Genomic DNA, 26,087 nt, shown 5'->3' with positions numbered 1-26,087 from the left:
GAGCGGGAGAGAACTCAGCCGAAGCGACCGGAGATGTAGTCCTCGGTCGCCTTCTGGGTGGGGTTGGAGAAGATCTTCTCGGTGTCGTCGATCTCGATCAGCTTGCCGGGCTTGCCGGTGGCTTCGAGATTGAAGAACGCCGTCTGATCGCTCACCCGGGCAGCCTGCTGCATGTTGTGCGTGACGATGACGATCGTGAAATCCTGCTTGAGCGTGGAGATCAGATCTTCGATGGCCAGCGTCGAGATCGGGTCGAGCGCCGAGCAGGGCTCGTCCATCAACAACACGTCGGGCTGGACCGCGATGGCGCGGGCGATGCACAACCGCTGCTGCTGACCACCCGACAGGCCGCCGCCGGGCTTGTCCAGCCGGTCCTTGACCTCGTTCCACAGGTTGGCGCCGCGCAGCGACCGCTCGGCGACCTCGTCGAGAGTCTTCTTGTTGCGCACGCCCTGCAACTTCAGCCCGGCCACCACGTTGTCGCGAATCGACATGGTGGGGAAAGGATTCGGACGCTGGAACACCATGCCGATGGTCTTGCGCACGCCCACCGGGTCCACCCCGGCGCCGTAGATGTCCTCACCGTCGAGCAGCACCGAGCCCTCGACGCGGGCCCCGGGAATCACCTCGTGCATGCGGTTGAGCGTGCGCAGCACGGTCGACTTACCGCAGCCCGACGGGCCGATGAATGCCATCACGCTGCGCGGCTGCACCGACAGCGATACGTCGGATACGGCGTGGAACGCACCGTAATAGATGTTGACGTCCTTGAGATCCAGCCGCTTGGCCATGGATAGCTCCTACACCTTCTTGGGGGAAAAGAATTTGGCGACCGCCCGCGCTCCCACGTTGAGCAGGGCGATCAGCAGGATCAGCGTCAGGGCGGCACCCCAGAGCCGGTCGGTGGGCACCGGGTTGGCTCCTGCCCCCGCTGAGATCTGGTCGTACATCATGCCCGGCAGAGAACCCATGAACCCGCCGAACATGTCGAAGTTCATCGCCTGCGCGTAACCGACGAGAATGAGCAACGGCGCAGTCTCACCCATCACGCGCGCCAGCGCCAGCATGACGCCGGTGACGATGCCCGACAACGCCGTCGGGATCACGATGCGGATGATGGTCTTCCATTTCGGTACGCCCAGTGCGTAACTCGCTTCACGCAGATCCATCGGCACGATGCGCAGCATCTCCTCGGTGGCACGCACGATCACCGGAATCATCAACAGCACCAGCGACAACGACACCGCGAAGCCCGACCGGCCGAACCCGAGCGTGGCCACCCACAGCGCGTAGATGAACAGTGCCGCGACGATCGAGGGCACACCGGTGAGGATGTCCACCATGAACGTGGTGACCTTGCCCAGCCGTGTCCCGCCGCCGTACTCCACCAGGTACACGCCCACCATCACGCCGATCGGAATGGAGATCAGCGAGCACACGATGCCCTGCAGCAGGGTGCCGACGATCGCGTGATACGCACCGCCGCCGGCGGTGAACGTCGTCATCCCGGCCTGCGAGTTGGTGAACCACGTGGCTGAGGTCAATGCGCCCCAGCCCCGGACGATCACCGAATACAACACCCACGCCAGCGGGACCAGGGCGACCAGCAACGACAAGGTCACCAGCACCGTGGCGACGTGGTTGGTCAGCTTGCGGCGCAGGCTGACACCCTGGAACGCGGGCGCCTTGACCGGCCGCTCAAGAGTCGAGGTCATGAGCGTCCCTTTCCGGCGACCGCGGCACGAGCCAGCGAGTTCACCACGAAGGTGAGGATGAACAGCACCAGACCGGCGGCAATGTAGGCCCCTGCCTTGTACTGGTCGTTGAATTCGCTTGCAGTGGCGGCGATCTTGCTTGCGAAGGTGTAGCCGCCGTCGAACAGCGTCCAACTGAACGCGGTCTGGGTGCCGCGCAGGATGATCAAGAGCGCGATGGTCTCACCGAGCGCGCGGCCCAGACCGAGCATCGCGCCACTGATGTAGCCGGACAACCCGAACGGCAGCACCGTCGTGCGCACCACTTCCCAGCGGGTGGCGCCCAGCGCCAGTGCGGCCTCGATCTGACCGCGCGGGGTCTGGGTGAACACCTCGCGGGTGACCGCGGTGATGATCGGCAGGATCATCACCGCCAGCACGATGCCCGCGGTGAAGATCGTGCCGCCGCCGGCCACCGAGGCGTTGCCTGTCTTGAACAGGAACAGCCAGTCCAAGTGCGTATTGAGCCACACCGCAAAGGGTTTGATCACCGGCGCCAGGACGTACAGGCCCCACACGCCGTAGACGATCGACGGCACCGCGGCCAGCAGATCCACCAGGTAGGCCAGCGGTCCGGCCAGCCTGCGCGACGAATACTGGGTGAGGTAGATCGCGATGCCCAGTGCCACCGGCATGGCCAGGACGAGCGCGAACACGGAGACGAACACGGTCACCTGAAGCAGCTCGAAGATGCCGAAGTGCATCGCCGAGGTGTCGGTGGTGATCCAGTTGCCGCCGTAGAGGAAGAAGTTCTCCTCGTTGCGGGTCAGGGCCGGGACGGCGCGCCACAACAGGAACACCCCGATCGCCGCGATGAGCGCGACGATCAGGATGCCCGAGCCTTCGGCAAGCCATCGGAAGATTCGGTCGCCGAGGCGAACCTTGGCTCCCCTGGACGGATTGGTAGAGATAGGTGCCGGTTCGGGGTGGGGGGACGCGAGCGTCTCCCCCGACCCCGAATCAGCTGGATTCGGCGTTGTCACTGTCGTCCCGTCGGGGCCCCTGGTCGTCATATGGTCGGTAAATCCATCCTCGCCCAAATCCGTCCTCTAATGCCAGTTCGGCTACTAGGCGATGGCCTCGACCGAGGTCAGCAGGCGCTGCTTGAACTCGTCGGGCAGTGCGATGTATCCGGCCTGCGACAGGCTGGCCTGGCCCTCGTTGGCGGCCACGGTCAGGAAGGACTTGACGGCCGCGGCGGTGTCGGCGTCGTAACCCTTGGAGCAAACGATCTCGTAGGTGGCCAGCACCAGCGGGTACACGCCGGCTTCCTTCGAGGCGTACAGCGCGTTCAGGTCGATGATCAGGTCCTTGCCGTCACCCTTGAACTTGGCGGCGCCGACGGCCTTGGTGGTGGACGCGTCGTCCAGCGCGACCGCGCCGGCTCCGCTGTCGATCTGGGCGTAGGGCAGGCCGGCCGCCGCGGCCGGGCTCTTCTCGACGTAACCGATGGAGCCGGGGGTGGCCTGCACGGCCTGCACCACACCGGAGGACTTCTGAGCGCCCTCACCGGCGCCGCCCTGGAACTCCTTGCCCGCACCCTTGGTCCAGGTCTGCGGCGCGGCCGCGGCCAGGTACTTCTGGAAGTTGTCGGTGGTGCCCGAGGAATCCGACCGGTAGATCGGCTTGATGTCCAGGTCAGGCAGGTTCGTGCCGGCGTTGAGCGCCGCGATCGCCGGGTCGTTCCACTTCTTGATCTGGCCTTGGAAGATCTTGGCGAGCACATCCGGGTTCACGACGAGCTTGTCGACGCCCTCGACGTTGTAGGCCAGCGCGACGGGGCCGAACACCAGCGGCAGGTTCCAGGCCTCGTTGCCGCCGCAACGCTCGGCGGCCTTGGCGACCTGATCGTCCTTGAGCGCGGAGTCGGAGCCGGCGAAGTCGACCTGCTTGGCGATGAACTGATCCACGCCCGCGCCGGAACCGGTCGGGTTGTAGGCGAGGTTCTTGCCGGAGCACACCTGGCCCCAGACCTTGTTGAACTCGGCAATGGCGTTCTGCTGAGCCGTCGAGCCTTCGGCGGTCAGCGAGTTCTTTCCGCCGCACTCGGCCGACGCCGAGCTGGCGCCCGAGGCCGCGGAGCTGGTGCCGGCGGCGTTGTTGTCGCTGCCGCACGCAGTCAGGGTGAGCGCCGCAATGGCCGTCGCGGACAGCGCGATGCCGAACGGCTTGCCTACACCCTTGCCAATGCTGATGAGCTTCACTTGTCCCACTTTCGGTTGACGGCTTCGAACTCTCCGGCAACGTATTCGGCCCCAGTGGACGGCTCGCGGACAGCAGGTGAATCAGCAGTGAATAGGTTCAGCGTGTTCACAGCTAAACGGGTTAACCGGCGGCGTACGCCACGTCGACGCCGAACACCTCAAAACCCAAGTTTCGATAGGTCGCCACGGCCGCCGAGTTATCTGCCTCGACGTAAAGCAGCACCGTCGGCAGGGACCGCTCGGCGAGGTGGTGCAAACCGACGAGAGTGAGCACCGAGCCTAAACCCCGTCCTTGCGCGGACGGGTCGACCCCGACGACGTAAACCTCGCCCAGGCCGTCGTCATGGGTTTTGGTCCAGTGGAAGCCCAGCAGCGCGCCGGTCTGCTCGTCGAACGCCTCGAAAAGCCCCTCCGGGTCGAACCATGGCTCGTTGCGCCGCTCTTCGATGTCCTGTTCGGTCCAGCCGCCCTGTTCCGGGTGCCAGGAGAAGGCGGCGTTGTTGACCCGAAGGATCTCGGCATCGTCGGCCGGCCCGGCGTACGTGCTGATCCGGACGCCGTCGACGCTGCGCAGCGGCGGCAAATCGGCCAGCGGGCGGCGCATCTGCAGCAGCTCCCGGGCCGGCTTGAGGTCCAGTGCGGCGGCCAGCGCGCGGGCCGCCTCCAGATTGCCGTGCGCCCAGATTCGGGTACCTGACGGCCCCTCGCCCAGCCCCGCGCGGGCCAGTGCTGCGCCGATGCCGCGGCGGCGGGCCCCCGGATGCACGACCAGTTCGGCCATCGCCGGGTCGCCGTCAACGGCTGGAGCCAGGTTCAGGTACCCGACGAGTTCTGCGTCGTCGAAGGCGAGGAGGTGCCGGGTGCGGTCATGGCCGAGCTCGCGCAGCACCTGATCACCGACGGGGGCGACGCCGTCGGTGGCGGTAGCGGCGGCAATGAGGTCACGGATCCCGGCCTGTTCGGCTGCTGACAGCCCGGTGCGCCAGTCGAGTTGGGTCACTGGCTGGGCAACCGCCCCGCCAGCGACTCGTCCGCGTCGGTCGCCGGGTCGTAGTCGTCACCGTCGTCCGGATCCGCCTCGGCGGCTGCGGCCGCGTCACCGGCCGGGGTGCGGCCACGGGACGGGCGCACCGCCTTGTAGCCGACGTTACGGACGGTGCCGATCAGCGATTCGTACTCGGGGCCGAGCTTGGCGCGCAGACGACGGACGTGCACGTCGACCGTGCGGGTACCGCCGAAGAAGTCATATCCCCACACCTCTTGCAGCAGCTGCGCCCGGGTGAAGACCCGGCCGGCGTGCTGGGCGAGGTATTTGAGCAGCTCGAACTCCTTGTAGGTGAGGTCGAGGGGGCGTCCGCGCAGGCGGGCGGTATAGGTGCCCTCGTCGATCGCGAGCTCGCCGAGGGTGATCTTGCCGACGTTCTCCTGGTTGCCGCCGCCACCGCGTCGGCCGACGAGCAACCGCAGCCGGGCGTCGATCTCGGCCGGGCCGGTACCGGGCAACAGGATCTCGTCGAGGCCCCATTCGTGGTTGACCGCCACCAATCCGCCCTCGTTTACGACTGCCACGACGGGCACAGAGGTGCCCGTCGTCCCCAACAGCCGGCACAGGCCACGCGCGGCCGCCAGGTCCGTGCGGGCGTCCACTATCGCCACGTCGGCACTGCCCGCTTCCAGCAGCGAGGACACTTCTGTCGGAGCCGTGCGCACGGTGTGGGCCAGCAGAGACAAAGAGGGCAGGACCGCCTCGGGATGCGGGTCGACGGTCAGTAGCAGTAGATCCAACAGGTCCTCCGGCGCGCCGGCAATCACTTCCCACGATCGCGGTGGACCCCGATGTCCACACGGTCGGATTCATGACTGACATGTAGCCGTTACCGGCCTTTAGTGTTCTAACGATAACGCCTCACCTGCTGATTAGCCGCGCCGAGCGCTTCGATCCGAGGGCAGTGGGCGACAATGTGCCGGTGCGCAAACTGCTGATCGGGCTCACCGCGACCGTGACCGCACTCGTCGTCGGGGTCGTCGGCACCGATTTCGGCTCGGCGATCTACGCCGAGTACCGCCTTGCCCGCAACGTACGGACCGCGGCCGGCCTGCAGTGGGACCCGTGGGTGGCCATCCTGGGGTTCCCGTTCCTCACCCAGGTCCGCAACCACCGCTACCGCGAGATCGAGATCCGGGCCGCCGGTGTCGACCATCCGGTGGTGGGCAAGGCCTCGCTGGAGGCCACGCTGCACGGAATCGACCTCATCGACTCGTCGTGGCTGATCCGTCCGGACGCGAAGCTGCCGGTCAGGAAGGCCGAGAGCCGCATCATCATCGACTCCACCCACATCGGCAGGTTCATGGGCATCGACGACCTGCTGGTCGAGGCGCCCTCGCGGGAGACCAACGACGCCACCGGGGGCACCACGGAGTCCGGTATCTCCAGCAGCCAGGGGCTGGTATTCACCGGAACGCCCAAGAAATCCGGGCTGGACAAACGGGTCAGTGTGGCGGTCGACCTGTCGTTCGCCGACGGCGACGACACCACCCTGGTGCTGACCGCGACCGGGATCCTGACCGGGCCGAATACCGCCGACGAGGCCGTTCCCGAGGACAAGACCGCCGCTGTCCTGGCGGAGTTCAGCGACACCATCACCGGCCAGAAGCTGCCGTTCGGCCTGGCCCCGACCACCGCGGGCGCGCGCGGCTCCGACGTGATCATCGAGGGCATCGCCGAGGGAGTAACGATCGACCTGGCGGGGTTCAGACAGTCATGAGCTCGTCGATGGTGCTGGTGATCGTGGTGCTGATCGCCGCACTCGGTATCGCCTACGTGATCGGCCGGCTGATCACCCTGCGCGCCGGCATGATCAGGGCGGGTGAGCAGGCCGCCGATGTCGACACCAGTGATCTCGGGCTGTCGCACACGGGCCCGACGGTCCTGCATTTCTCCGCCGAATGGTGCGGCCCGTGCGCCGGGGTGCGGCGAGTGGTCGACCAGGTTTGCGCCGAGCTCCCCGACGTCGCTCATGTGGAGATCGACATGGACGCCAATCCCGAAGCCGCCAGGCGGCTTTCGGTTCTGTCGCTACCCACCACCATCATCTTCGACCGCGACGGGCGGCCGCGATACCGCACCAGCGGGGTTCCCAAGGCCGCTGACCTGCGCTCGGCGCTGGAACCGCTGTTGGCCTGACCCCGCGGTTATTGGGTAAGCTGTCGCTCGTGTCAGCCCGCCTTGAGCTCGTGCTCACCAAGCGCCGCGCAGTTGATCTGTGCCGCGTCGCGGGTTGCTGCTGTTGTTGTTGCTGTTGAGGGCAGCCGCGCGCTGTTGTGCGTCCGCTCAGGCCTGGTACCTGAGTCTGCACACCATCAGACCTTCTACAACAACGGGAGTTCGTTTCCATGTCATCGACATCCACCCAGCCCATCGCCGACGGTCGGCCTGCCCAGGTCGACGTGCGGGGGCCCCGGTTCGCGGCCTGGGTGACCACCGCGGTGCTGATCGTGACCCTGCTGGTGGCGGGGGTCAGTGAGCCGGCGGCCGGAGCTTTGTTGGGCGTGCAGGCCGTGGTGTTCGCCATCGGTGCCGTCGCCGGGCCGCGCAAGCATCCGTACGGCCGGCTCTTCGCCACCTTCATCGCGCCGCGCCTGGCTGCGGTCACCGAGCGCGAGCCGGTGCCGCCGCTGAAGTTCGCCCAACTGGTGGGCTTCGTGTTCGCGGCCGTGGGCACCGCGGGTTTCGCGTTCGGTGTCACCGCACTCGGCCTGACCGCCACCGCGTTCGCGTTGGTGGCGGCCTTCCTCAACGCCGCCTTCGGCATCTGCCTGGGCTGCCAGCTCTACCCGTTGGTGGCCCGGCTGCGCCACATCCCAAGCCCTGCATGACCCCACAAGACATCTCAAATAGCAAGTAACCGAAAGGAATTCGTACATGGCACGTTCCGACGTCCTGGTCTCGACCGAATGGGCCGGGAACAACCTCGACACCCCCGGCGTGGTGTTCGTCGAGGTCGACGAGAACACCAGCGCCTACGACGACGAGGGCCACATTCCCGGTGCCGTCAAACTGGACTGGAAAGACGATCTGCAGGACGCCGTCAAGCGTGACTTCGTCGACCAGCAGCAGTTCTCGAAGCTGTTGAGCGACAAGGGCATCAGCAACGACGACACCGTGATCCTGTACGGCGGCAACAACAACTGGTTCGCGGCCTACGCCTACTGGTACTTCAAGCTGTACGGCCACAACGACGTGAAGCTGCTCGACGGCGGCCGCAAGCGCTGGCAGCTCGACGGCCGCCCGCTGGTCACCGACGCCGTCAGCCGCCCCGCTACGTCGTACTCGGCCAAGGCACCCGACAACAACATCCGCGCCTTCCGCGATGAGGTCATCGCCGCGATCGGCGAGAAGAACCTGGTCGACGTGCGTTCCCCTGACGAGTTCTCCGGCAAGATCCTGGCCCCGGCGCACCTGCCGCAGGAGCAGAGCCAGCGTCCCGGGCATATCCCCGGCGCCATCAACGTTCCGTGGAGCAAGGCGGCCAACGAGGACGGCACCTTCAAGTCCGACGAGGATCTGGCCAAGCTGTACGCCGAGGCCGGCCTCGACGGCAACAAGGAGACCATCGCCTACTGCCGGATCGGTGAGCGTTCCTCGCACACCTGGTTCGTGCTGCAGGAGCTGCTGGGACACCAGAACGTGAAGAACTACGACGGCAGTTGGACGGAATACGGCTCCCTGGTGGGCGCCCCGATCGAGTTGGGAAGTTGATATGTGCTCTGCACCCAAGCAAGGACTGACGTTGCCGGCCGGCGTCGACCTGGAGAAGGAAACCGTGATCACCGGCCGTGTGGTGGACGGCTCCGGCCAGGCCGTGGGCGGCGCCTTCGTGCGTCTGCTGGACTCCAGCGACGAGTTCACCGCTGAGGTCGTGGCCTCGGCAACCGGTGACTTCCGGTTCTTCGCCGCCCCGGGCACCTGGACGCTGCGCGCCCTGTCCCCCGCGGGCAACGGCGACGCCAGCGTGGCCCCGACCGGTGCGGGTATCCACGAGGTCGACGTCAAGGTCGCCTAGCGACGAAGGAGCTAGGCCATTCAGCTCGGCGTAGTTCCCTCTTTCGAACGTGAGCTTGTGTACGAGGATTCGCACGAATCTGACACACAAGCTCACGTTCGCGCGTATACAGGGCCCCCGACCCGGGGCGCCGACACCCTCGACAAGGAACTAGACTCACTCCCGTGGTGCTCTTCTTCGAGATAATGCTCGTCGCGGCCGTCGTGGTGATCACGTGGTTCGCGTTGTACGCGCTGTACCGCCTCGTCACCGACGAGTCGTGACCTCCGACCGAGACATTCCAGCCGAGGCCTCCGTCCCTGAGCGAGGCTCAGGCGACCGAGCCATAGCGGCCGCCGCTGAACGGGCCAAGGCCACCGCCACCCGTAACATCCCGGTCTTCGAGGATCTCCCGGTTCCCGCCGACACCGCCAATCTGCGCGATGGCGTGGAACTCAACGACGCGCTGCTGGCGCTGTTGCCGTTGGTCGGCGTGTGGCGCGGAGAAGGTGAAGGTCGCGACACCCATGGCGACTATCGGTTCGGCCAGCAGATCGTGGTCTCCCACGACGGCGGCGACTATCTGATCTGGGATTCCCGGTCCTGGCGGTTGACCGAGACCGGCGAATACGACTCCCCGGGCCTGCGCGAGACCGGCTACTGGCGATTCGTGACCGATCCCGAGGACCCGGCAGGCCGTGACGAGTCACAGGCCATCGAACTACTGCTGGCCCATTCGGCCGGCTACGTCGAACTGTTCTACGGCAAACCCCTCACCCAGGCGTCCTGGGAGCTGGTCACCGATGCGCTGGCCCGCAGCAAGTCCGGGCTGCTGGTCGGTGGCGCCAAGCGGCTCTACGGCATCGTCGAGGGCGGCGATCTGGGCTACGTCGAGGAACGAGTAGACGCCGACGGCGGTCTGGTACCGCACCTGTCGGCCCGGCTGTCACGGTTCGTCGGCTGATGCGCCGGCCGATCGTCGCGGCAGGTCTGCTTGCCGCAGCAGCTTTCCTCGGTGCGTGTTCGTCGGAGGGCCCGCAACCGGCGCCCACCTCGTCGCCGCCCGAGCACGGAACCTACGCCCACTGCCTTTCCGAGCACGGTGTTCCAGCGGCCGCCGGCCCGATCGCGGGTCCGCCTGCCGGCGTCGATGACCAGACGTGGCAGGAAGCCACCAAGGCCTGCTCGACACTGGCGCCCGGCCCGAGCTGATCTCACCGACCACCCTGGCTCGCCGGAGTAACAGACCCCCAGACATGGGGCAGCCCCCGAGCCTTGGTACCTGGTTGGACAGACCGGAGGGCTCGGGGGCCGGGTGACTGCGGGGAATTCGCCAGCGCGCGCAGGCTTTACCCCGGCGCTGCTAGCGGGCAGCCACCTCACATGTCCATAAATCACTCAATTTGTCGGACCACCTCCTTCCCTGTGTGCCCACGAAGGTACCCCCGTCCGAGCACCCCGACAAGCGATTTATTCGCAGCTCAGCGGTCGCTGACGATCGCTGCGTCGACCAGGCCGGCGAGGTCGGCATTCAGCGGCGCATCGGGCAGCGGCTGCCCGTCCAGGGTATGCACCCGAGCCGCCAGAGTGATGCTGGAAATCAGCCAAACACCTTGTGCGGTAAGCAAATCCGCTGGCTTCAGGGCGCGGAGGTCGCAGTCGTAGCCTTTGTTGCGAGCCACTTCGAACAACGCCTGCTGGGTGGTGCCACGCAGGATCGGATACCACGGCGGCGGCGTGAGCAACAGCGGCTGCCCGTGGTCGCCTTCGGTCGCGATCACCACAGTGGAACGCGGCCCCTCGAGCACATAGCCGTCGGAGCTGACGAAGATCACGTCACCGGCACCGTGGCGCTCGGCGTGCCGCAGCGCGGCCATGTTCACCGCATAGGACAGGGTCTTGGCGCCGGCGGCCAGCCACGGCATGTCGCTGGCGCTCAGCGGGAGCCCGCGGTCGAGGGTGATCGCCGCCAGCCCGTCGCGCCGAACCTTGGCCACGCGCTCGGCCAGTGCACCGATGGTGGCGAACGCGGTCGGCGGCCCGCCGCTCTCCCGCCCGCGGCTGTACACCAGGCGCAGCACGCCGTCGCCGTCGTTCTCTGAGGCCCAGCGCTCGGCCCCCACCGTCGCCGCCGCACGCCAAGCCGCCAAATCCGGCTCGGGCAGGTCCAGCATCTTGGCCGACTGGCTCAACCGGCCCAGGTGGGCCTCCAGCAGGCAGGGTCTGCCGTCACGCACCAGCAGCGTCTCGAAGACGCCGTCGCCGCGGACCGCGGCCAGGTCGTCGGCGTGCAGCAGCGGAGTGTCGGGGTCGTGGATCTTCCCGTCAAGGGTGACCAGCACGGCTGGTGGGCTCGCCATGGGCACCCAGCGTAGTTTGCGCCCGCGACCAGCTAGGGCGAAGAGCGACAAAAGTAGAGTTGGCCCTATGACTGCACTACCGCCAGCAGTTCCGGCGCCCGAAACCGGCCCTGATGCCGGCGCCGTCTGGCATTACGGTGATCCCCTCGGTGAACAGCGCGCTGCCGCGCGTGCCGCGGTCCTGGTGGACCGCTCCCACCGGGCAGTGCTCACCTTGACCGGCAAGGAGCGGCAAACCTGGCTGCACAGCATCTCCAGCCAGCATGTCAGTGCATTGCCGGACGGTGCGGTCACCGAGAATCTGAGCCTGGATCTGCAGGGCCGTGTCGAAGATCACTGGATCCAGACCGAGCTCGGGGGTACGACCTACCTGGACACCGAGCCGTGGCGGGGCGAGCCGCTGCTGACCTACCTGCGCAAGATGGTGTTCTGGGCCGACGTGCAGATCGAGCCGGCCGATCTCGCGGTGCTCTCACTCTTGGGGCCCGGGCTCGCCGATGAGCAGGTCATCAAGGCCTTGGGCGTCGAGGCGCTGCCGCAGGAGGCGACCGCGGTGGCGCTGCCCGGCGGCGGGTTCCTGCGCCGGCTGCCCGCCAGCGGCATCGAATTGGACCTGGTGGTGCCGCGCGAATCGATCGGCGAATACACCGGACGGTTGATCGCTGCGGGCGTGCAGCCGGCCGGCGTGTGGGCCTACGAGGCACACCGCGTGGCGGCCGGGCGGCCTCGGTTGGGCGTGGACACCGATGAACGGACCATTCCGCACGAGGTCGGCTGGATCGGCGGCCCCGGTGTCGGGGCTGTTCACCTCGACAAGGGCTGCTACCGCGGCCAGGAGACGGTTCGCGCGGGTGCACAACCTGGGCAAACCGCCCCGGATGCTGGTGATCTTGCAGCTCGACGGCTCCGCCGACCGGCCGGCGACCGGCGACACGGTGACCGCGGGCGGGCGCAATGTCGGCCGGATCGGCACGGTCGTCGAGCACGCCGACGAGGGTCCGATCGCGTTGGCGCTGCTCAAACGGGGATTGCCGGTCGATACCGCGCTGATCGCCGGGGAGCAGGCGCAGGCCCCCGCCGTGATCGACCCGGATTCCATGCCGGCAGCGGATGCCACCGCCGGGGCCGGGCGCGCGGCGGTCGAACGTCTCCGGGGGCGTTAAGGCGTGGAACTGCGCAGGAGCACGTAAACTCACTCGGTCACCGACGACGTGACGACCGTCTCTGCGCGGATACCGCGATCCTGGGGATGGTCGTGCTGCTGTGCAATGACGCACCGCAGCCGAGCCCCAGCCGCGCACCGTGAGGCAGGGCCTGACAGCACTTCGCGGGCGGGCACGGTAAAGTGTTGGCAGGACAATAAAGACACACAGATCGGAGCCGCCTAGCAATTGGGCCGCTCCGTTATTGCGCGAGGGGGTCCCCCCATGGGCCGCGGCCGGGCGAAGGCAAAGCAGACCAAGGTGGCACGTGAGTTGAAGTACAGCTCACCAAACACCGACTTCAGTCAGCTCCAACGTGAGCTGTCGGGATCTCCCGATTCCGGCGACGTCAATGACGACGCCGATGAATGGTCGGGTGAGGATGACTGGCGGCGCTGAGCCGCCCGCATTCCGTCCCAGGACTTAGACACGGGTCGCGCTGGTTGCGCCTGACGCTTACCAGCGCGACCTTGTCTACTGTCTAGAACCGCGGATGCTGGCCGACGAGCTGGGCGCGCACACTGTCCTTGCCGCCCTTCTTGACCGTTCCCAGCGTCCAGCAGTCCAGGTGCCGTGCGGTCAGGATGGCCAGCGCGCGATCGGTGTCCTCGGGTGCCACGACCGCGACCATCCCGATGCCCATGTTGAACGTCTTCTCCATCTCGGCGCGCTCGATGCGTCCGCGCTGGGCGATCATCTGGAACACCGGTGCCGGCGTCCACGTGCCGCGGTCCAGTTCCGCGGTCAGCCCGTGGGGCACCACGCGTTCCAGGTTGCCCGCCAAGCCGCCGCCGGTGACATGGCAGAACGTGCGCACCTGCGTTTCGGCGGCCAGCGCCAGGCAGTCCTTGGCGTAGATGCGGGTGGGCTCCAGCAACTCCTCGCCGAGTGTGCGGCCGAATTCCTCGACATGGCCGGCCAGGTTCATCCGGTCGATCTCCAGCAGGACCTTGCGGGCCAGCGAGTAGCCGTTGGAGTGCAGACCGCTGGAGGCCATGGCGATGATCACGTCGCCCGGCCGGACCCGGTCGGGTCCGAGTACGTCGTCGGCCTCCACGATGCCCACGCCGGTCGCGGAGATGTCGTAATGGTCGGGTTCCATCAGGCCGGGGTGTTCGGCCGTCTCACCGCCCAGCAGGGCGCAGCCGGCCTGGACACAGCCGTCGGCGATGCCGGACACGATGGCGGCGACGCGCTCCGGGACGGTGCGCCCGACGGCGATGTAGTCCTGTAGGAACAGGGGCTCGGCACCGCACACCACGAGGTCGTCGACCACCATGGCGACCAGGTCCACTCCGACGGTGTCGTGCTTGTCCATCGCCTGCGCGACCGCCAGCTTGGTGCCCACACCATCGGTCGAGGACGCCAGCACCGGCTCGCGGTAGCCGCCGCGTAAGGCGAACAGCCCGGCAAAGCCGCCCAGGCCGCCCCGGACTTCCGGACGGGTCGCCTTGGCGGCATGCGGTTTGAAGAGTTCGACAGCGCGGTCGCCGGCTTCGATATCGACCCCGGCTGACGCGTACGAAATGCTGTTGTGTTCGGCGATGCCGTGCTGTTCGGCGCCCTTAGTCATCGCAAGCAAGGCTACCGCCCCGCTGTTGAGGGGGTACAGCGCAGGAGGCGTTAAGACGCTCTCAGGGCCGACGGAGCGCCGAGGCGTTGTCGTTGTCCGCCGCCTGCAGCGGCACGCCGGTGCGGGCCGCGGTGGCCAGCATGTGCTCGACGACGTTCTTGCCCAGTGCGGTCTCGCCGGGCAGTTCGATCGGATAATTGCCGTCGAAGCAGGCCGAGCACAGCCGGGTCGGCGGCTGCTCGGTGGCCGCGATCATGCCCTGCTGGGAGATGTAGCCCAGGCTGTCGGCGCCGATGGCGTGCCGGACGGCCTCCAGCATCTCGCCCTCGTGTTCGGCCGAGGCCGCGTTGGCGATCAGTTCGGCCGGGGTGGCGAAGTCGATGCCGTAGAAGCACGGCCACTTCACCGGCGGGGACGCGATCCGGACGTGGACCTCCAGCGCTCCGGCCTCGCGCAGCATGCGTACGAGCGCACGCTGGGTGTTGCCGCGCACGATCGAATCGTCGACGACGATCAGGCGCTTGCCGCGGATCACCTCACGCAGCGGGTTGAGTTTGAGCCGGATGCCCAGCTGCCGGATGGTCTGCGAGGGCTGGATGAAGGTGCGGCCCACATAGGCGTTCTTCATCAGGCCCTGCCCGAACGGGATCCCGGATTCCTGGGCGTAACCGACTGCGGCCGGGGTGCCCGATTCCGGTACACCGATCACCAGGTCGGCGTCGATCGGGTGCTCGCGGGCCAGCCTGCGGCCGATGTCGACGCGCGTGGCGTGCACCGAGCGGCCCACGAGCGTGCTGTCGGGGCGGGCCAGGTAGACGTACTCGAAGACGCAGCCTTTGGGTTCGGGGTTGGCGAACCGGGTGGAGCGCACGCCGTCGGCATCGATGGCCAGCAGTTCGCCGGGTTCGATGTCGCGGACGAACGAGGCGCCGACGATGTCGAGGGCGGCGGTTTCGGAGGCGACCACCCAGCCGCGGTCGAGCCGGCCCAGGGCCAGCGGGCGCACACCGTGCGGGTCACGCGCGGCGTAGAGGGTGTTCTCGTCCATGAAGGTGAGGCAGAACGCGCCGCGCACGGTGGGCAGCAGTTCCAGGGCGGCCTGTTCCAGGGTGGCGTCGGCGGCCCCGTGCGCCAGCAGCGCTCCGAGGATGTCGGAATCGGTGGTGGCCGTCGGCGCACCCTTCATGTCGATCAGGCCGGCTTCACGGGCCCGGGCCGCCAGCTCGGCGGTGTTGACCAGGTTGCCGTTGTGGCCGAGGGCGACGCCGGTACCGGCAGCGGTGTTGCGGAACACGGGCTGCGCGTTCTCCCACGTGGTGGAGCCGGTGGTGGAGTAACGGCAGTGTCCGACGGCGACGTGGCCCGGCATCGCGGCCAGGGTCTGCTCGTCGAAGACCTGACTGACCAGACCGAGGTCCTTGAACACCAGAATCTGGGAACCGTCCGAGACGGCGATGCCGGCGGCCTCCTGGCCACGGTGCTGCAGCGCGTACAGGCCGTAGTAGGTGAGCTTGGCAACGTCTTCACCCGGGGCCCAGACCCCGAATACGCCGCACTCTTCGCGCGGTTCGTTTTCGTCGAGTTGCTGACCAGTCACGATAGGGCTGCTCCCGGGGCGGCGGTTGGTGACATAACCGAGTCTACGGTCCAGGCGGGCCAACAAAAGAATCGAATGGCCGTTCCGGCACCGGCTTTTCCAACGTCGGGCGGCGCGGTCGCCATTCCCGCACCCGGCCGCCGGGGTGAGGCAAGGACCACCGGGATGTGTCGGGATTACCCCATCGACCCACTACATGCCAACGGCAAGGATGTTTTTCGTGACGCGCCAACTCTCCGAGACACCGGCAACCGATCCCCGCGACTCCGAAGCCGAGGCCCGGCCGCACCCGTGGCCGGAGGTGACGAAGATCGCATTCCGGTTCTGCTTCTTGTACTTCGGTCTGTTCTGTCTGTTGTTCGCGCAGATCACGTTCGCCTTCCTGGGGATCGTGGGCCACTGGCTGCCGGACCGGGCGGTGATGTGGCAGATGACGGCGTTGGGCCCGGTGATCGGCTGGGTCGGCCGGCACGTGTTCGGTGTCGAGGCGGTGCTGCATCAGGACTCGGGCAGCGGGGATCAGGCCGCGATCTGGGTGATGATCTTCTGCCTGCTGGTGTTCTCGGTGGCCGGCACCGCGGTGTGGTCGTGGATCGACCGGCAGCGACAGGACTACTCGAGGTTGTGGGCCTGGTTCCTGACGTTCGTGCGGCTGTGCGTGGCCGGGCAGATGCTGTTCTACGGTTTCGCCAAGCTGATCCCGACGCAGATGCCGGCCCCGCCGCTGGCGGCGTTGCTGCGCCCGTACGGGGAATTCAGTCCGGCCTCGGTGCTGTGGCTGCAGGTCGGCAGCTCCTATCCCTATGAGATGGCGCTCGGGGCCGTCGAGGTCCTCGCCGGCCTGTTGCTGTTCTGGCCCCGGACGGCGACCCTGGGCGCCCTGCTCGGCGTGGCCAGCATGGCGCAGGTGTTCCTGCTCAACATGACCTTCGACGTGCCGGTGAAGATTCTGTCCGGGCATCTGTTGTTGATGGGTCTGGTGCTGCTCGCACCGCAGTACCGGCGGCTGGCCGACTTGCTGGTGTTGCAGCGCCCCACCGAACCGGCGGTACAACCCGAGCTGTTCGCCGGTGCCCGCGCCAACACCATCGCGGCCCGACTCCAGGCCCTACTCGGCGTCTGGATGGCAGCCGGTTGCATCCTGACCGGATGGCAGGGCTGGAACGAGTACGGCGGTGGCCGCGCCACACCCGAGTTGTACGGGATCTGGACGGTGAGCCGCTTCGATGTCGACGGCAGAACCGCACCACCGCTGACCACCGATCAGTCGCGTTGGCATCGCGTCGTGTTCGACCTGCCCGAGGTCCTCACCTACCAGCGCATGAACGGCGAATTGGTCGATGCACCGGTCAGGGTCGACGGCGACAACCTCACGGTGTCGGGCCCGGACGGCTCGCCCCTGGGCACGCTCACCGCGTCCCGCCCGACGCCCGAACGGTTACAGCTGACCGGCGAGCTGTCCGGCCGTCACGTCGCGATCTGGCTCGACCGGCTGGATCTCGACCAGTTCACCCTGCGTAACCGGGGCTTTCACTGGGTTCAGGAGTATCCGTACTTCCGGTGAGTCACGACCCCAGTGGCACCAACGGCAGCCACCGGGCCACCTCGCCGGCCCGCGACCCCGACATCTGCACCGCGGTACCGGCGTCTTCCAGGCCGAGCAACCCGGTGGCCAGCAGCAGCCAGGTGCGGGGATCGGTTTCGACGACGTTGGGTGGGTTGCCGCGGGTATGGCGGGGCCCTTCGATGCACTGCACTGCGACGAAGGGCGGCACCCTAACCTCGACGCTGGCGCCCGGCGCCAGCGCGGCCAGGGTGCGCGCGGTCAGCCGGACCGCCTCGGCCAGTTCGGCTCGGGCCGGTTCGGCGTGTGCCGGTTCGCGCAGCCAGTCGGCGACGACGGCCACCGCCGCCCGGGTCTTTTGCGGATCTACACTGCCTCGCGCGGCCATGTCATAGAGTCTCGCAAAGTGTTTGCCGATCACCGTAATCCGCCGTATCGCACGGCCGGCGCGGCGCTGTTGGCGATTCTCGCGCTGATCTTCGGCTTGATCGTGGCGCAGTTCCGGGGTGCTTTCGAGGCCAAGGCACCGCTGACGCTGCTGGCCTCACGGGCGGGCCTGGTTCTGGATCCGGGTTCCAAGGTGACCTACAACGGCGTTCCGATCGGCCGGGTGGGCGCGGTGACCACCGACGGCGGTGACCCGGTCCGGGCTCTGGTTCGCCTCGACATCAACCCGAAGTACCTGGACCTGCTGCCGGCCAACGTATCGGCCTCGATCCAGGCAACCACGGTGTTCGGCAACAAGTACGTGGCCTTCACTTCGCCGGAACATCCGAGCACGCAACGGGTTTCGACCTCCGAACCGATCGACGTCACGGCCGTCACCACCGAGTTCAACTCGTTGTTCGAAACCATCACCGCGATCACCGAACAGGTCGACCCGATCAAGCTGAACCAGACCCTGTCTGCCACCGCCCAGGCACTGACCGGACTGGGCGGTGCGTTCGGACAGTCGCTGGCAGACGGCAACACAATCCTCGACGACGTGAACTCACGTATGCCTGCGTTGCGCCACGACATCGCGGCACTGGCCGACCTCGGCGAGCGCTATGCCGAGGCCGGCCCTGACCTGTTCGACGGCCTGCGCGATGCCGCGCGCAGCGCGGCCACCTTCAACTCCCAGCGTGGACAGCTCGACGCCGCGCTGGTCGCGGCGATCGGTTTCGCCGGAACCGGTTCCGACATCCTCGAACGCGGCGGCCCCTATCTGCAGCGCGGTGCGCAGGATCTGATCCCGACCTCGAAGCTGTTCGACAAGTACCAGGGGCAGTTGTTCTGCACCATCCGTAACTATCACGACGTCGCGCCCGCGTTCTATGCGACGTTCGGGGGCGACAACGGATACTCATTCGAAAGCACGGGGACCTTGTCGAGCATCGGCGTGGGCAATACCTACGTGTATCCGGACAATCTGCCGCGGGTCAATGCCAAGGGCGGTCCCGAGGGCAAGCCGGGCTGCTGGAAACCGATCACGGCCGACCTCTGGCCCGCACCGTATCTGGTGATGGACACCGGTTTGTCGATCGCACCGTACAACCATGTCGAACTAGGCTCCCCGATCTTCACCGACTACGTCTGGGGGCGGCAGATCGGTGAGCCCACCATCAATCCGTGACGGCTTTACGATCTTGATTCGGGGATGCGGCTAGGAGGGGACTTCGTGAACGGTAGCGCCGATGCCTAAGCGCGCAGTCTCAGCGGGCCCGGAGCAGCCGGCCGCGTGGCCCCCGGTTCTGCCTGCATGGCGCGCCCTGGGCCTGTCCCTCGCACCGATCGCAGCCGCGGCCTTCAACGGTGTAGCGGGTATCTGCGCCGCGGTCGTCGCCGCCGTGTTGATCTTCGCGTTCGCCCGTCTGCACCGCCATGCACCGCGGGCGCTGTCGACGGGCGATCTGGTTGCCTCCACCGTGGGACCGGCTGCCGGGCGGTTCACCAGCCTCATCCAACTGGCGGCGTACGTGCTGCTGGGTGTGGGTGTCGCGCTCACGCTCGCACTGCAGCCGCTTTCCGGGGCACCTGACCTCGAGACCGCTCTGGCCGGATGGTGGTGGCCGGGCTGGTCGGTAGCCGTAGTGGTCATCGCCGGTGCGGTGGTGGCGTATCTGCCCACCCGGGCGGTGGGTACGACGGCTGCCGCTCTGACCGCCGTCGGGCTGCTGATTTTTCTCTACCTGTCTCTGGCGGTCATGGCGCGAGTGGCGGCCGGTACCCCGCCGATGCAGTTCGGCGGGCCCGCACCCGCAGATTCTGTCCTGTTGTTGACGGCAGCAGCGATTCCGCTCGGCCTGGGGTTGGTGGGCTTCGAGGCCGCCACCGTGGTCAGCGGTCGCCTGGAGTCGGTGGCGCGTCCGGTGGGGGCCGCGGTGGGGATTACCGCACTGGCCGCCTTCATCCTGCTGCTGGCCGTCAACGTCGGTGCGGCCGGCGGGTTCTTGTCCTCGGCCCAGACCTTGTCGTTGATCGTTTCGGAGTTCTACGCCGACGCCGGCTTCTACTGGTTCGCCACCGGCGCGTTGTGCCTCGGGTCGGCCGCGTTGCTGGGCCTGACCTGGGCGGCGACACGGGTGGCGGCACGGCTGTTCGGGGCCGGCCCAGACGTGGCGGTCCTGGTCCCCGCGGCGATGTGCGTGCTGGCAGTGGGGTTCTGCCGGTTCCAGAACCATATCGGCGGATTGCAGAGCACCATCGCCGCCGTTCTCCTGCTGGCCGTGTATACCCTTGTCACCGAGGCAAATTCACGAGTGGCAGGTACCGCGGTGGCACAGCAGGCGCCCCGGCTGATCCTGGTCGTGGTGGTGGTCTGCGTGGTGTTGATCCCGCTGCGCGTCACCGATTTCGCACTGTCCACGTTGTGGCCGCTGGCGGTCACGGCTGCGATCCTGGCACTGGCCGCGCTGCTGGCCCGGCTTGGCAGGCCAGCGCAGCCAGCGCTCCCGCCTCATTGATCGCCAAGTGCGCCAGCATCGGGGCAGCCAAGCTGGCCGAGCGCTGCGCAAGCCACCCGAAGACCCACCCGGCGGCACCGGTGGCCAGCACCGTCGGGACCACGGGCTGACCCGCGGCGCGGGCGTCGGCGATGTGCGAGAGCCCGAAGGCGCCGGCCTGCAGCACCTGGCCGCCGGCCGGTCCGAACGCCTCGGCACCGAGCTTGCCCAGCGCGCCACGAAAGGTCGCTTCCTCCGGCCAGACGGTGCCGAGCGGGATTCGCAGCGCCAGCCATCGGCGCGGTTCGTCCGGCAGCACCTTACGGCGCATTCCTGCGCGCACCGGCGGCACCGTTGAGGTCGCGGCCACACCTGCGCTCACCGCGGTGGCGGCCACGGCCCCGAGTCGCAGGCCGGACCACACCGCCGGAGGCCGTAACCCCGACCGGGCGCCCGTCGCGAACATCAGCACGCTGCCGAGCGCCGCGCGCGCCACCGGCTGCCAACGGGCCGGCAGCCTCGGATCCACCAGGCCGTTCCATCCGACGACGCCTGCGGCCAACGCCACCGCGCGGATACGTTTGGCGGCCATCAGTATTCGGGTCCGTCGTTGGCCTCGGTTTTCTCCAGTGCCATCCGGATGCGCGCGGTATCGTCGGGCGTCCAGCCCGCCGGCGGTGCCACCGCGACCCAGCCGTCGAGTACCGATTCGCCGTAGTTGTGCCCGTGCCCGGCCGGCACGCTCGACGCGTTGGTGATGTCCGCGGCCACCTGCCAGAACGTGATGATGGGGTACCAGCGCATCGAGGCGGTGCGGTCCGAGCCCGGCGGTTCGACCAGCCAATCCGGTTCGGAGAAAAGCAGATCCGTCGACCACCAGACGATCGGGTCTGACGGGTGCTGCAGGAACATGACCCGGGTGCCCTCCCACGGGGCGGCGGCGTCGGCGGCGATCTCGGCGGGGCCGGCCGCCTCGGAGAACCGCACCGTGCGGCCGTTGTCGTAACGGGGCCGGACCTGAGGGGTTCCGGGATCGCGGCGGGCCGTCAGCCCACTCCACAGCGGACTGGCATTGGGCGGGCCGACCCACAGCACCGATGAGAAGCCCATCCTGGCGATGTCAGGCAGCCAACTGAACGCGCCCTGGCCACCCATCGAACCCAAGCTCTCCCCGTACAGCACCAGCTTGGGCCGGTGTTCCGGCGGCCGCTGCTCCCAGCGCGCATGGATCGCGTCGATCATCAACCGCCCGATGTCCATGGACTTCTTCCGGTCGCCCATGAACGAAATCCAGCTCGGCAGATAGGAATACTGCATTCCGACCATCGCGGTGTCGCCGTTGTACATCAATTCCAACGCGCGAGCGGCCACCGGGTTGACCCAGCCGGTGCCGGTGGTGGGGACGATGATCAGCAGCTTGCGGTCAAAGGCATGGGTGCGCTCAAGCTCGCTGAGCAGCACCGCAATTCGCTGATCCACGGTCTCCGCGGTGTGCAGGCCGGCGTACACCCGGATGGGCTCTTTGGCCGGTGCATCGTTGACGCTTTCGAGCTCTGCGGCACGAGGTCCGGTCGCCACGAAGTTGCGGCCCTGAAAGCCGAGGGAATCCCACGCGGCGAAAGAGTCTGGGCTACCGGACCTTTCCGGTTCGACCGGCCGGCTGATGCCTTCGCGGGTGGTGGTGTTCTGCGGTTGGAAAACCCGGCTGGCCCCGGCGAGAAACCCGCGGTAGAGCACGCCGTTGACGAGCGTGACGACCAGCACCACCACGATCGCGGTCCCGATGAACTGGGCCACCTCCCGGTGCAGATGCCAGCGCCGGATGAACATCCGGGCCAGCAGCCGGACGGCGTCGCGCAGCATGCGCGCGGTCGCGATCAGGGCGGCGCCCACTGCCACGGTGATGATCAGGGTGCGCAGATAGCCCAGCGTGGCCGGACCTTCCATGCCCATCAAGGCCGAGACCTGCCGTTGCCAGGCGGCTGCGGGAACCAGCATCAGCACGCATGCTGTGATAGCGCCGGCCACAACGAGCGTCTTCAGCCAGTACAACGTCCGCTTCGACGGCGGCCACCACGCGCGGTTACGTAACACCAAGCGGTACAGCACTTTTCCCAGCAACAGCCCGATGCCGTAGCCGATGGCGGCGTTGATGCCGCCGATCAGCCCGGCGAACAGCCAGTCCCGCGGCAGCAGCGACGGGGTCAGCGACAGACAGAAGAACAGGGCTGCGACGGCGATGCCGGCGAAGTCCAGTCGCACCAGGCTCCAGGCCCAGCGCAGCAGGGGATGACGTTCGTCGAGGGGTTTTGCCGTCACCCGAACAGCCCGGGCAGCACGCCCTCCGACGTGCTCCGTAGCTCCGCGAGGGTGATGCTGAACTGGCCCTGGACTTCGATCAAGGGTTCTCCGCCCTCGGGCCCCTGGTCTACGACGCCTACCCGCGTCACCGGTAGATCTCTAGCCTCACACATCGACCGGAACCGGCTCTCCTCGGTGCGCGGCACCGCGACCAGCACGCGGCCGGCGGATTCGGAGAACAGGAACACGAAGGGATCGACATTCTCGGGAAGGATCACCCGGCAACCGGTTTCACCGGCCAGTGCGGCCTCGACCACGGCTTGGATCAGGCCACCTTCACTCAAGTCGTGCGCCGCGGAGATGAGGCCGTCGCGTGAGGCCGCGGTCAGCACCTCGGCCAGCAGTTTCTCGCGGGCCAGGTCGACCTTCGGCGGCACGCCACCGAGGTGATCGGCGGTGACCTGGGCCCAGACCGAGCCGTCGAACTCGTCGTGCGTATCGCCGAGCAGCAGCAGCGTCTCGCCCGGTTCGGTACCCAGCCCGGTGGGGATGCGTCGCTTCACGTCGTCGATCACGCCGAGCACACCCACTACCGGGGTCGGCAGGATCGCGGTGGAACCGGTCTGGTTGTAGAAGCTGACGTTGCCGCCGGTGACCGGAATGCCAAGGGCCGCACAGCCGTCGGCCAGCCCGCGAACGGCCTGGCTGAACTGCCACATCACGCCCGGGTCCTCCGGCGAGCCGAAGTTGAGGCAGTTGGTCACGGCGACGGGGGTGGCCCCGGTGACCGCGACGTTGCGGTAGGCCTCGGCCAGGGCCAGCTGTGCACCGGTGTAGGGATCGAGCTGGGTGTAGCGGCCGGAGGCGTCGGTGGAGACCGCGATACCGCGACCGGTGGTCTCGTCGATGCGCAGCACACCGCCGTCGGCATGCTCGGCCAGCACCGTGTTGCCGCGCACGTAGCGGTCGTACTGCTCGGTGATGAAGGCCCGGCTGCACAGGTGCGGGCTGCCGATCAGGGCCAGCAGAGTGGCTTTGAGCTCGTCGCCGGTCTTGGGCCGGGGCAGCTTGGCCGAGGTGTCGGCGACCAGCGCGTCCTGGCTCTCGGGCCGGGCCACCGGCCGCTGGTAGACCGGGCCCTCGTGGGCCACGGTGCGCGGCGGCACGTCGACGACGGTCTCGCCGTGCCAGGTGATCTGGAGCCGATCTCCGTCGGTGACCTCACCGATGACCGTGGCCAGCACCTCCCATTTGCGGCAGACGGCCATGAACGCGTCGACGTTCTCCGGTGTCACCACGGCGCACATGCGCTCCTGGGACTCGCTGGAGAGCACCTCGGCCGGGGTCATGTCCTTGGCGCGCAGCGGCACCTGATCCAGCTCGATACGCATGCCGCCGTCACCCGCGGAAGCGAGTTCGGATGTGGCACAGGACAACCCGGCACCACCGAGGTCCTGGATGCCGACCACGAGGCCGGCCGCGTACAGCTCGAGGCAACACTCGATCAGCACCTTCTCGGTGAACGGGTCGCCCACCTGAACGCTCGGCAGTTTCTTGCGGCCCGCGCCGCTCTCGTCCCCGCTGAACGTGTCCGACGCCAGCACCGAGACACCGCCGATACCGTCCAGGCCGGTGCGCGCACCGAACAGGATGATCTTGTTGCCGGTGCCCGACGCGAACGCCAGGTGCAGGTCTTCCTTGCGCAGCGCACCCACGCACAGTGCGTTCACCAACGGGTTGCCCGCGTAGGAGGGGTCGAAGATCGTCTCGCCGCCGATGTTGGGCAGGCCGAGCGAGTTGCCGTAACCGCCGACGCCGCGCACCACGCCGTCCAGCACGCGACGGGTATCGGGAGCGTCGGCCGCGCCGAAGCGCAGCTGGTCCATGACCGCCACCGGGCGGGCACCCATCGCCATGATGTCGCGGACGATGCCGCCGACACCGGTGGCCGCCCCCTGGTAGGGCTCGACGTAGGACGGGTGGTTGTGGGACTCGACCTTGAAGGTGACGGCCCAGCCGTCGCCGATGTCGACGACTCCGGCGTTCTCACCGATGCCGGCCAGCATGCCGGCGCGCATCTCGTCGGTGGTGGTCTCGCCGAAGTAGCGCAGGTGCACCTTGGAGGATTTATAGGAGCAGTGTTCGCTCCACATCACCGAGTACATGGCCAGCTCGGCGTCGGTGGGGCGGCGGCCCAGGATCTCGCGAATCCGCTGGTACTCGTCGTCCTTGAGACCGAGTTCGCGGTAGGGCTGCGGCTGATCAGGGGTGGCGGCTGCCCGCTCCACAGTGTCCTGGGTCGATGTACGGCCGTGGGTGAGCTCAGACGTCACGACCCCAGTTTAGTAGCTGCTCGCGCATAGGCGTGTGCCGCGGCCGGTGCGCTCACCCCGTGCAGCACGACGCTGCCGAGAACCGCCACCACCAGCACCTGGGCCACTGTGTGCTCGGCCACTCCTTCGAGGGCGTTGAAGGCCAGCAGCCCGAACACGATCGAGGTGGTGCCGCGAGGTCCGAGCCATCCCACGAGCAGCCGCTCACGCCAGCTCACCGGCGACCCCAGCATCGCCACCAACACCGGCAGGATGCGTACCACGGTCAGCGCGAGCAGGCAGAACACCACGGTGGCGGGCGAGACCCCGGCTCCCAGCGCCAGCACCGCCGTCAGGCCGAACACGAACCACATGACGGCCGCCAGAAGGAAGCCGACGTCGTCGACGAGTTCCAGCTCGGCCGCGAAGGTGTCCGAGCTCCGCAGATAGTTGAACGCGATACCGCAGACGAACGCCGACACGAAGCCGTTGCCGTCGATCAGCACGCTGGCGCCGAAGGCGAGCAGCGGCGCGGCAACCAGGATCACCCGCTTGGCCTGGTCGGTCATCAGGTCGCGCCGCTGGGCCCAGTTGGCCGCGACGGCCAGCCCGGCACCGATCAGCACGCCGACGATGATCGCCTTGACCGCGTGCGGAACCGCTGAGGCCAGCGCGTCGAGCGGAGTCTCGGCATGGGTGCGGTCGGCGGCCAGCACCACCGCGAAGATGAAGATCGGCGAGACGATGCCGTCGTTGTAGCCGGCCTCGACGTTGAGCAGGCCACGGACCCGCTCCGGCAGCCGGGCGTCACGCAACAGTGTGGAAGTCGGCGCGAAGTCGATCGGAACCACGACGCAGGCGATCACCAGCAGCACCGCCCAGGGCAGGCCGGGCAGCAGCCACAGCCCAATCAGCACCGAGCAGGCCAGCCCGAGCGGCAGCGCGATGAAAAGCAGCCGCAGGGCCGCGCGTGGGTTGGCACCGAGGAATCCGCCGCGAACGTCGGTGGCGTCGACGAACAGCAGTACGGCCAGGATGATCTCGGCGACGTGCTGGGCGCTGTCCGCGTTGAGGGTGTCGGCCAGCACATCCTGGGTACTGAAGCCGAGGGCCAGCCCGGCCAGGACCAACACCATCGGCGCCGTCAACCGCCGGCGTGCCAAGCCCTTTGACAGCAACGACCACCCGGCGAGTACGACGGATACCGCGATCAGTCCCAACACCACGGCGGAGATCTTTCCAGCGCCACCACAG

At 67.8% G+C, this 26,087-nt stretch carries 26 protein-coding genes and 1 pseudogene; 13 read left to right on the top strand and 14 right to left on the bottom strand.

Annotation, left to right across the window (positions count from 1 at the left end; translation table 11 throughout):
- Nucleotides 1-14: 14 nt before the first annotated feature.
- The 6 genes from pstB to K6L26_RS06405 all read right to left on the bottom strand — a co-directional run bounded on the left by pstB (nucleotide 15) and on the right by K6L26_RS06405 (nucleotide 5,743).
- Nucleotides 15-791, bottom strand: coding sequence for a phosphate ABC transporter ATP-binding protein PstB (gene pstB, locus K6L26_RS06430; RefSeq protein WP_019345620.1), 777 nt, complete (start codon nucleotides 789-791; stop codon nucleotides 15-17).
- 9 nt (nucleotides 792-800) lie between these two features.
- The gene (pstA, locus tag K6L26_RS06425) at nucleotides 801-1,715 is read right to left on the bottom strand and encodes a phosphate ABC transporter permease PstA (RefSeq protein WP_036391927.1); all 915 of its coding nucleotides are present in this window, start codon (nucleotides 1,713-1,715) and stop codon (nucleotides 801-803) included.
- A complete protein-coding gene (gene pstC / locus K6L26_RS06420) occupies nucleotides 1,712-2,767 on the bottom strand; it encodes a phosphate ABC transporter permease subunit PstC (RefSeq protein WP_036391925.1) in 1,056 nt (351 codons plus the stop codon). Before pstC ends, pstA begins: the two co-directional genes overlap by 4 nt.
- Nucleotides 2,768-2,821: 54 nt before the next feature.
- Nucleotides 2,822-3,958 (bottom strand): phosphate ABC transporter substrate-binding protein PstS, encoded by a 1,137-nt coding sequence (gene pstS / locus K6L26_RS06415; RefSeq protein ID WP_064897100.1) that lies wholly within the window; start codon nucleotides 3,956-3,958, stop codon nucleotides 2,822-2,824.
- 121 nt (nucleotides 3,959-4,079) lie between these two features.
- Nucleotides 4,080-4,958 carry a mycothiol synthase gene (mshD, locus tag K6L26_RS06410; protein ID WP_064897098.1) on the bottom strand — a complete coding sequence of 293 codons (879 nt, stop codon included), beginning with the start codon at nucleotides 4,956-4,958 and terminating at the stop codon, nucleotides 4,080-4,082.
- Nucleotides 4,955-5,743 carry a response regulator transcription factor gene (locus K6L26_RS06405; protein WP_036392913.1) on the bottom strand — a complete coding sequence of 263 codons (789 nt, stop codon included), beginning with the start codon at nucleotides 5,741-5,743 and terminating at the stop codon, nucleotides 4,955-4,957. The genes mshD and K6L26_RS06405 overlap by 4 nt, the downstream gene beginning before the upstream one ends.
- A gap of 164 nt (nucleotides 5,744-5,907) precedes the next feature.
- Here K6L26_RS06405 and lmeA point away from each other — a divergent pair, with 164 nt between their 5' ends.
- From lmeA to K6L26_RS06370, 8 genes are all read left to right on the top strand, one after another.
- The gene (gene lmeA, locus K6L26_RS06400; RefSeq protein WP_019345626.1) at nucleotides 5,908-6,723 is read left to right on the top strand and encodes a mannan chain length control protein LmeA; all 816 of its coding nucleotides are present in this window, start codon (nucleotides 5,908-5,910) and stop codon (nucleotides 6,721-6,723) included.
- Complete coding sequence (locus tag K6L26_RS06395; protein WP_019345627.1) at nucleotides 6,720-7,142, top strand: thioredoxin family protein; 423 nt, start codon at nucleotides 6,720-6,722, stop codon at nucleotides 7,140-7,142. Before lmeA ends, K6L26_RS06395 begins: the two co-directional genes overlap by 4 nt.
- Nucleotides 7,143-7,171: 29 nt before the next feature.
- The gene (locus K6L26_RS32005) at nucleotides 7,172-7,261 is read left to right on the top strand and encodes an Ms5788A family Cys-rich leader peptide (protein WP_350222965.1); all 90 of its coding nucleotides are present in this window, start codon (nucleotides 7,172-7,174) and stop codon (nucleotides 7,259-7,261) included.
- Nucleotides 7,262-7,351: 90 nt separating this feature from the next.
- Nucleotides 7,352-7,834, top strand: a complete 483-nt coding sequence (locus tag K6L26_RS06390) for a DUF4395 domain-containing protein (RefSeq protein WP_036391915.1) — start codon at nucleotides 7,352-7,354, stop codon at nucleotides 7,832-7,834.
- Between the two features lie 46 nt (nucleotides 7,835-7,880).
- A complete protein-coding gene (locus K6L26_RS06385; RefSeq protein WP_019345629.1) occupies nucleotides 7,881-8,717 on the top strand; it encodes a sulfurtransferase in 837 nt (278 codons plus the stop codon).
- Between the two features lies 1 nt (nucleotide 8,718).
- Nucleotides 8,719-9,021, top strand: coding sequence for a DUF1416 domain-containing protein (locus K6L26_RS06380; RefSeq protein ID WP_003884652.1), 303 nt, complete (start codon nucleotides 8,719-8,721; stop codon nucleotides 9,019-9,021).
- 259 nt (nucleotides 9,022-9,280) lie between these two features.
- Nucleotides 9,281-9,964: a heme-binding beta-barrel domain-containing protein gene (locus tag K6L26_RS06375; protein WP_019345631.1), complete on the top strand. Its 684-nt coding sequence runs from the start codon at nucleotides 9,281-9,283 to the stop codon at nucleotides 9,962-9,964.
- On the top strand, nucleotides 9,964-10,212 hold the full coding sequence (locus K6L26_RS06370) for a hypothetical protein (RefSeq protein WP_019345632.1): 249 nt from the start codon (nucleotides 9,964-9,966) through the stop codon (nucleotides 10,210-10,212). The genes K6L26_RS06375 and K6L26_RS06370 overlap by 1 nt, the downstream gene beginning before the upstream one ends.
- A 269-nt stretch (nucleotides 10,213-10,481) precedes the next feature.
- Here the strand turns inward: K6L26_RS06370 and K6L26_RS06365 are convergent, their stop codons facing one another.
- Entirely contained in the window at nucleotides 10,482-11,360 is an 879-nt protein-coding gene (locus K6L26_RS06365) for an aminodeoxychorismate lyase (protein WP_047038957.1), read from the bottom strand.
- Nucleotides 11,361-11,427: 67 nt separating this feature from the next.
- On the opposite strand from K6L26_RS06365, the pseudogene K6L26_RS06360 reads away from it, so the two are divergent.
- Both K6L26_RS06360 and K6L26_RS06355 read left to right on the top strand, forming a co-directional pair.
- Nucleotides 11,428-12,523: pseudogene (locus K6L26_RS06360) on the top strand (YgfZ/GcvT domain-containing protein).
- A 264-nt stretch (nucleotides 12,524-12,787) separates the two neighbouring features.
- Complete coding sequence (locus K6L26_RS06355; protein WP_019342977.1) at nucleotides 12,788-12,961, top strand: DUF3073 domain-containing protein; 174 nt, start codon at nucleotides 12,788-12,790, stop codon at nucleotides 12,959-12,961.
- A gap of 82 nt (nucleotides 12,962-13,043) precedes the next feature.
- Here the strand turns inward: K6L26_RS06355 and purM are convergent, their stop codons facing one another.
- Nucleotides 13,044-14,135, bottom strand: coding sequence for a phosphoribosylformylglycinamidine cyclo-ligase (gene purM, locus K6L26_RS06350; protein WP_019342978.1), 1,092 nt, complete (start codon nucleotides 14,133-14,135; stop codon nucleotides 13,044-13,046).
- 61 nt (nucleotides 14,136-14,196) lie between these two features.
- Nucleotides 14,197-15,732: an amidophosphoribosyltransferase gene (purF, locus tag K6L26_RS06345; protein ID WP_019342979.1), complete on the bottom strand. Its 1,536-nt coding sequence runs from the start codon at nucleotides 15,730-15,732 to the stop codon at nucleotides 14,197-14,199.
- 211 nt (nucleotides 15,733-15,943) lie between these two features.
- Here purF and K6L26_RS06340 point away from each other — a divergent pair, with 211 nt between their 5' ends.
- Entirely contained in the window at nucleotides 15,944-17,296 is a 1,353-nt protein-coding gene (locus tag K6L26_RS06340) for a hypothetical protein (RefSeq protein WP_019342980.1), read from the top strand.
- A 1-nt stretch (nucleotide 17,297) separates the two neighbouring features.
- Here K6L26_RS06340 and K6L26_RS06335 read toward each other — a convergent pair whose 3' ends face one another.
- The gene (locus K6L26_RS06335) at nucleotides 17,298-17,684 is read right to left on the bottom strand and encodes a sterol carrier family protein (protein ID WP_036391900.1); all 387 of its coding nucleotides are present in this window, start codon (nucleotides 17,682-17,684) and stop codon (nucleotides 17,298-17,300) included.
- A gap of 18 nt (nucleotides 17,685-17,702) precedes the next feature.
- Here K6L26_RS06335 and K6L26_RS06330 point away from each other — a divergent pair, with 18 nt between their 5' ends.
- Complete coding sequence (locus K6L26_RS06330) at nucleotides 17,703-18,911, top strand: MCE family protein (RefSeq protein WP_019342982.1); 1,209 nt, start codon at nucleotides 17,703-17,705, stop codon at nucleotides 18,909-18,911.
- 61 nt (nucleotides 18,912-18,972) lie between these two features.
- The gene (locus tag K6L26_RS06325) at nucleotides 18,973-20,241 is read left to right on the top strand and encodes an APC family permease (RefSeq protein ID WP_036391895.1); all 1,269 of its coding nucleotides are present in this window, start codon (nucleotides 18,973-18,975) and stop codon (nucleotides 20,239-20,241) included.
- On the opposite strand, the gene K6L26_RS06320 is transcribed toward K6L26_RS06325, so the two are convergent.
- The 4 genes from K6L26_RS06320 to K6L26_RS06305 are packed head-to-tail and all read right to left on the bottom strand — an operon-like array spanning nucleotide 20,162 to nucleotide 26,059.
- Nucleotides 20,162-20,812, bottom strand: coding sequence for an Rv0804 family intramembrane glutamic endopeptidase (locus K6L26_RS06320; protein WP_085143256.1), 651 nt, complete (start codon nucleotides 20,810-20,812; stop codon nucleotides 20,162-20,164). The two genes, K6L26_RS06325 and K6L26_RS06320, sit on opposite strands and share 80 nt — an antisense overlap.
- Nucleotides 20,812-22,539 (bottom strand): alpha/beta hydrolase, encoded by a 1,728-nt coding sequence (locus K6L26_RS06315; protein ID WP_019346124.1) that lies wholly within the window; start codon nucleotides 22,537-22,539, stop codon nucleotides 20,812-20,814. The genes K6L26_RS06320 and K6L26_RS06315 overlap by 1 nt, the downstream gene beginning before the upstream one ends.
- Nucleotides 22,536-24,854 carry a phosphoribosylformylglycinamidine synthase subunit PurL gene (purL, locus tag K6L26_RS06310; RefSeq protein ID WP_019346123.1) on the bottom strand — a complete coding sequence of 773 codons (2,319 nt, stop codon included), beginning with the start codon at nucleotides 24,852-24,854 and terminating at the stop codon, nucleotides 22,536-22,538. The genes K6L26_RS06315 and purL overlap by 4 nt, the downstream gene beginning before the upstream one ends.
- The gene (locus tag K6L26_RS06305) at nucleotides 24,851-26,059 is read right to left on the bottom strand and encodes a cation:proton antiporter (RefSeq protein ID WP_036391882.1); all 1,209 of its coding nucleotides are present in this window, start codon (nucleotides 26,057-26,059) and stop codon (nucleotides 24,851-24,853) included. Before K6L26_RS06305 ends, purL begins: the two co-directional genes overlap by 4 nt.
- Between the last annotated feature and the right edge of the window lie 28 nt (nucleotides 26,060-26,087).

Source organism: Mycobacterium farcinogenes (assembly GCF_019739075.1).
GTDB classification, from domain to species: domain Bacteria; phylum Actinomycetota; class Actinomycetes; order Mycobacteriales; family Mycobacteriaceae; genus Mycobacterium; species Mycobacterium senegalense.
The sequence above is the reverse complement of the archived record's forward strand: the minus strand, read 5'-3'. Positions and strand labels throughout refer to the sequence as shown.

What these genes read in the sequence shown, in the direction of transcription:
- K6L26_RS06395 (WP_019345627.1), top strand. Translation starts at nt 6,720, where the DNA reads ATGAGCTCGTCGATGGTGCTGGTGATCGTGGTGCTGATCGCCGCACTC.
- K6L26_RS06335 (WP_036391900.1), bottom strand. Translation starts at nt 17,684, where the DNA reads ATGGCCGCGCGAGGCAGTGTAGATCCGCAAAAGACCCGGGCGGCGGTG.
- K6L26_RS06365 (WP_047038957.1), bottom strand. Translation starts at nt 11,360, where the DNA reads ATGGCGAGCCCACCAGCCGTGCTGGTCACCCTTGACGGGAAGATCCAC.
- K6L26_RS06380 (WP_003884652.1), top strand. Translation starts at nt 8,719, where the DNA reads ATGTGCTCTGCACCCAAGCAAGGACTGACGTTGCCGGCCGGCGTCGAC.
- pstA (WP_036391927.1), bottom strand. Translation starts at nt 1,715, where the DNA reads ATGACCTCGACTCTTGAGCGGCCGGTCAAGGCGCCCGCGTTCCAGGGT.
- K6L26_RS06325 (WP_036391895.1), top strand. Translation starts at nt 18,973, where the DNA reads ATGCCTAAGCGCGCAGTCTCAGCGGGCCCGGAGCAGCCGGCCGCGTGG.
- K6L26_RS06355 (WP_019342977.1), top strand. Translation starts at nt 12,788, where the DNA reads ATGGGCCGCGGCCGGGCGAAGGCAAAGCAGACCAAGGTGGCACGTGAG.
- K6L26_RS06340 (WP_019342980.1), top strand. Translation starts at nt 15,944, where the DNA reads ATGTTTTTCGTGACGCGCCAACTCTCCGAGACACCGGCAACCGATCCC.
- purM (WP_019342978.1), bottom strand. Translation starts at nt 14,135, where the DNA reads ATGACTAAGGGCGCCGAACAGCACGGCATCGCCGAACACAACAGCATT.
- K6L26_RS06370 (WP_019345632.1), top strand. Translation starts at nt 9,964, where the DNA reads ATGCGCCGGCCGATCGTCGCGGCAGGTCTGCTTGCCGCAGCAGCTTTC.
- pstC (WP_036391925.1), bottom strand. Translation starts at nt 2,767, where the DNA reads ATGACGACCAGGGGCCCCGACGGGACGACAGTGACAACGCCGAATCCA.
- K6L26_RS06385 (WP_019345629.1), top strand. Translation starts at nt 7,881, where the DNA reads ATGGCACGTTCCGACGTCCTGGTCTCGACCGAATGGGCCGGGAACAAC.
- K6L26_RS06320 (WP_085143256.1), bottom strand. Translation starts at nt 20,812, where the DNA reads ATGGCCGCCAAACGTATCCGCGCGGTGGCGTTGGCCGCAGGCGTCGTC.
- pstB (WP_019345620.1), bottom strand. Translation starts at nt 791, where the DNA reads ATGGCCAAGCGGCTGGATCTCAAGGACGTCAACATCTATTACGGTGCG.
- K6L26_RS06390 (WP_036391915.1), top strand. Translation starts at nt 7,352, where the DNA reads ATGTCATCGACATCCACCCAGCCCATCGCCGACGGTCGGCCTGCCCAG.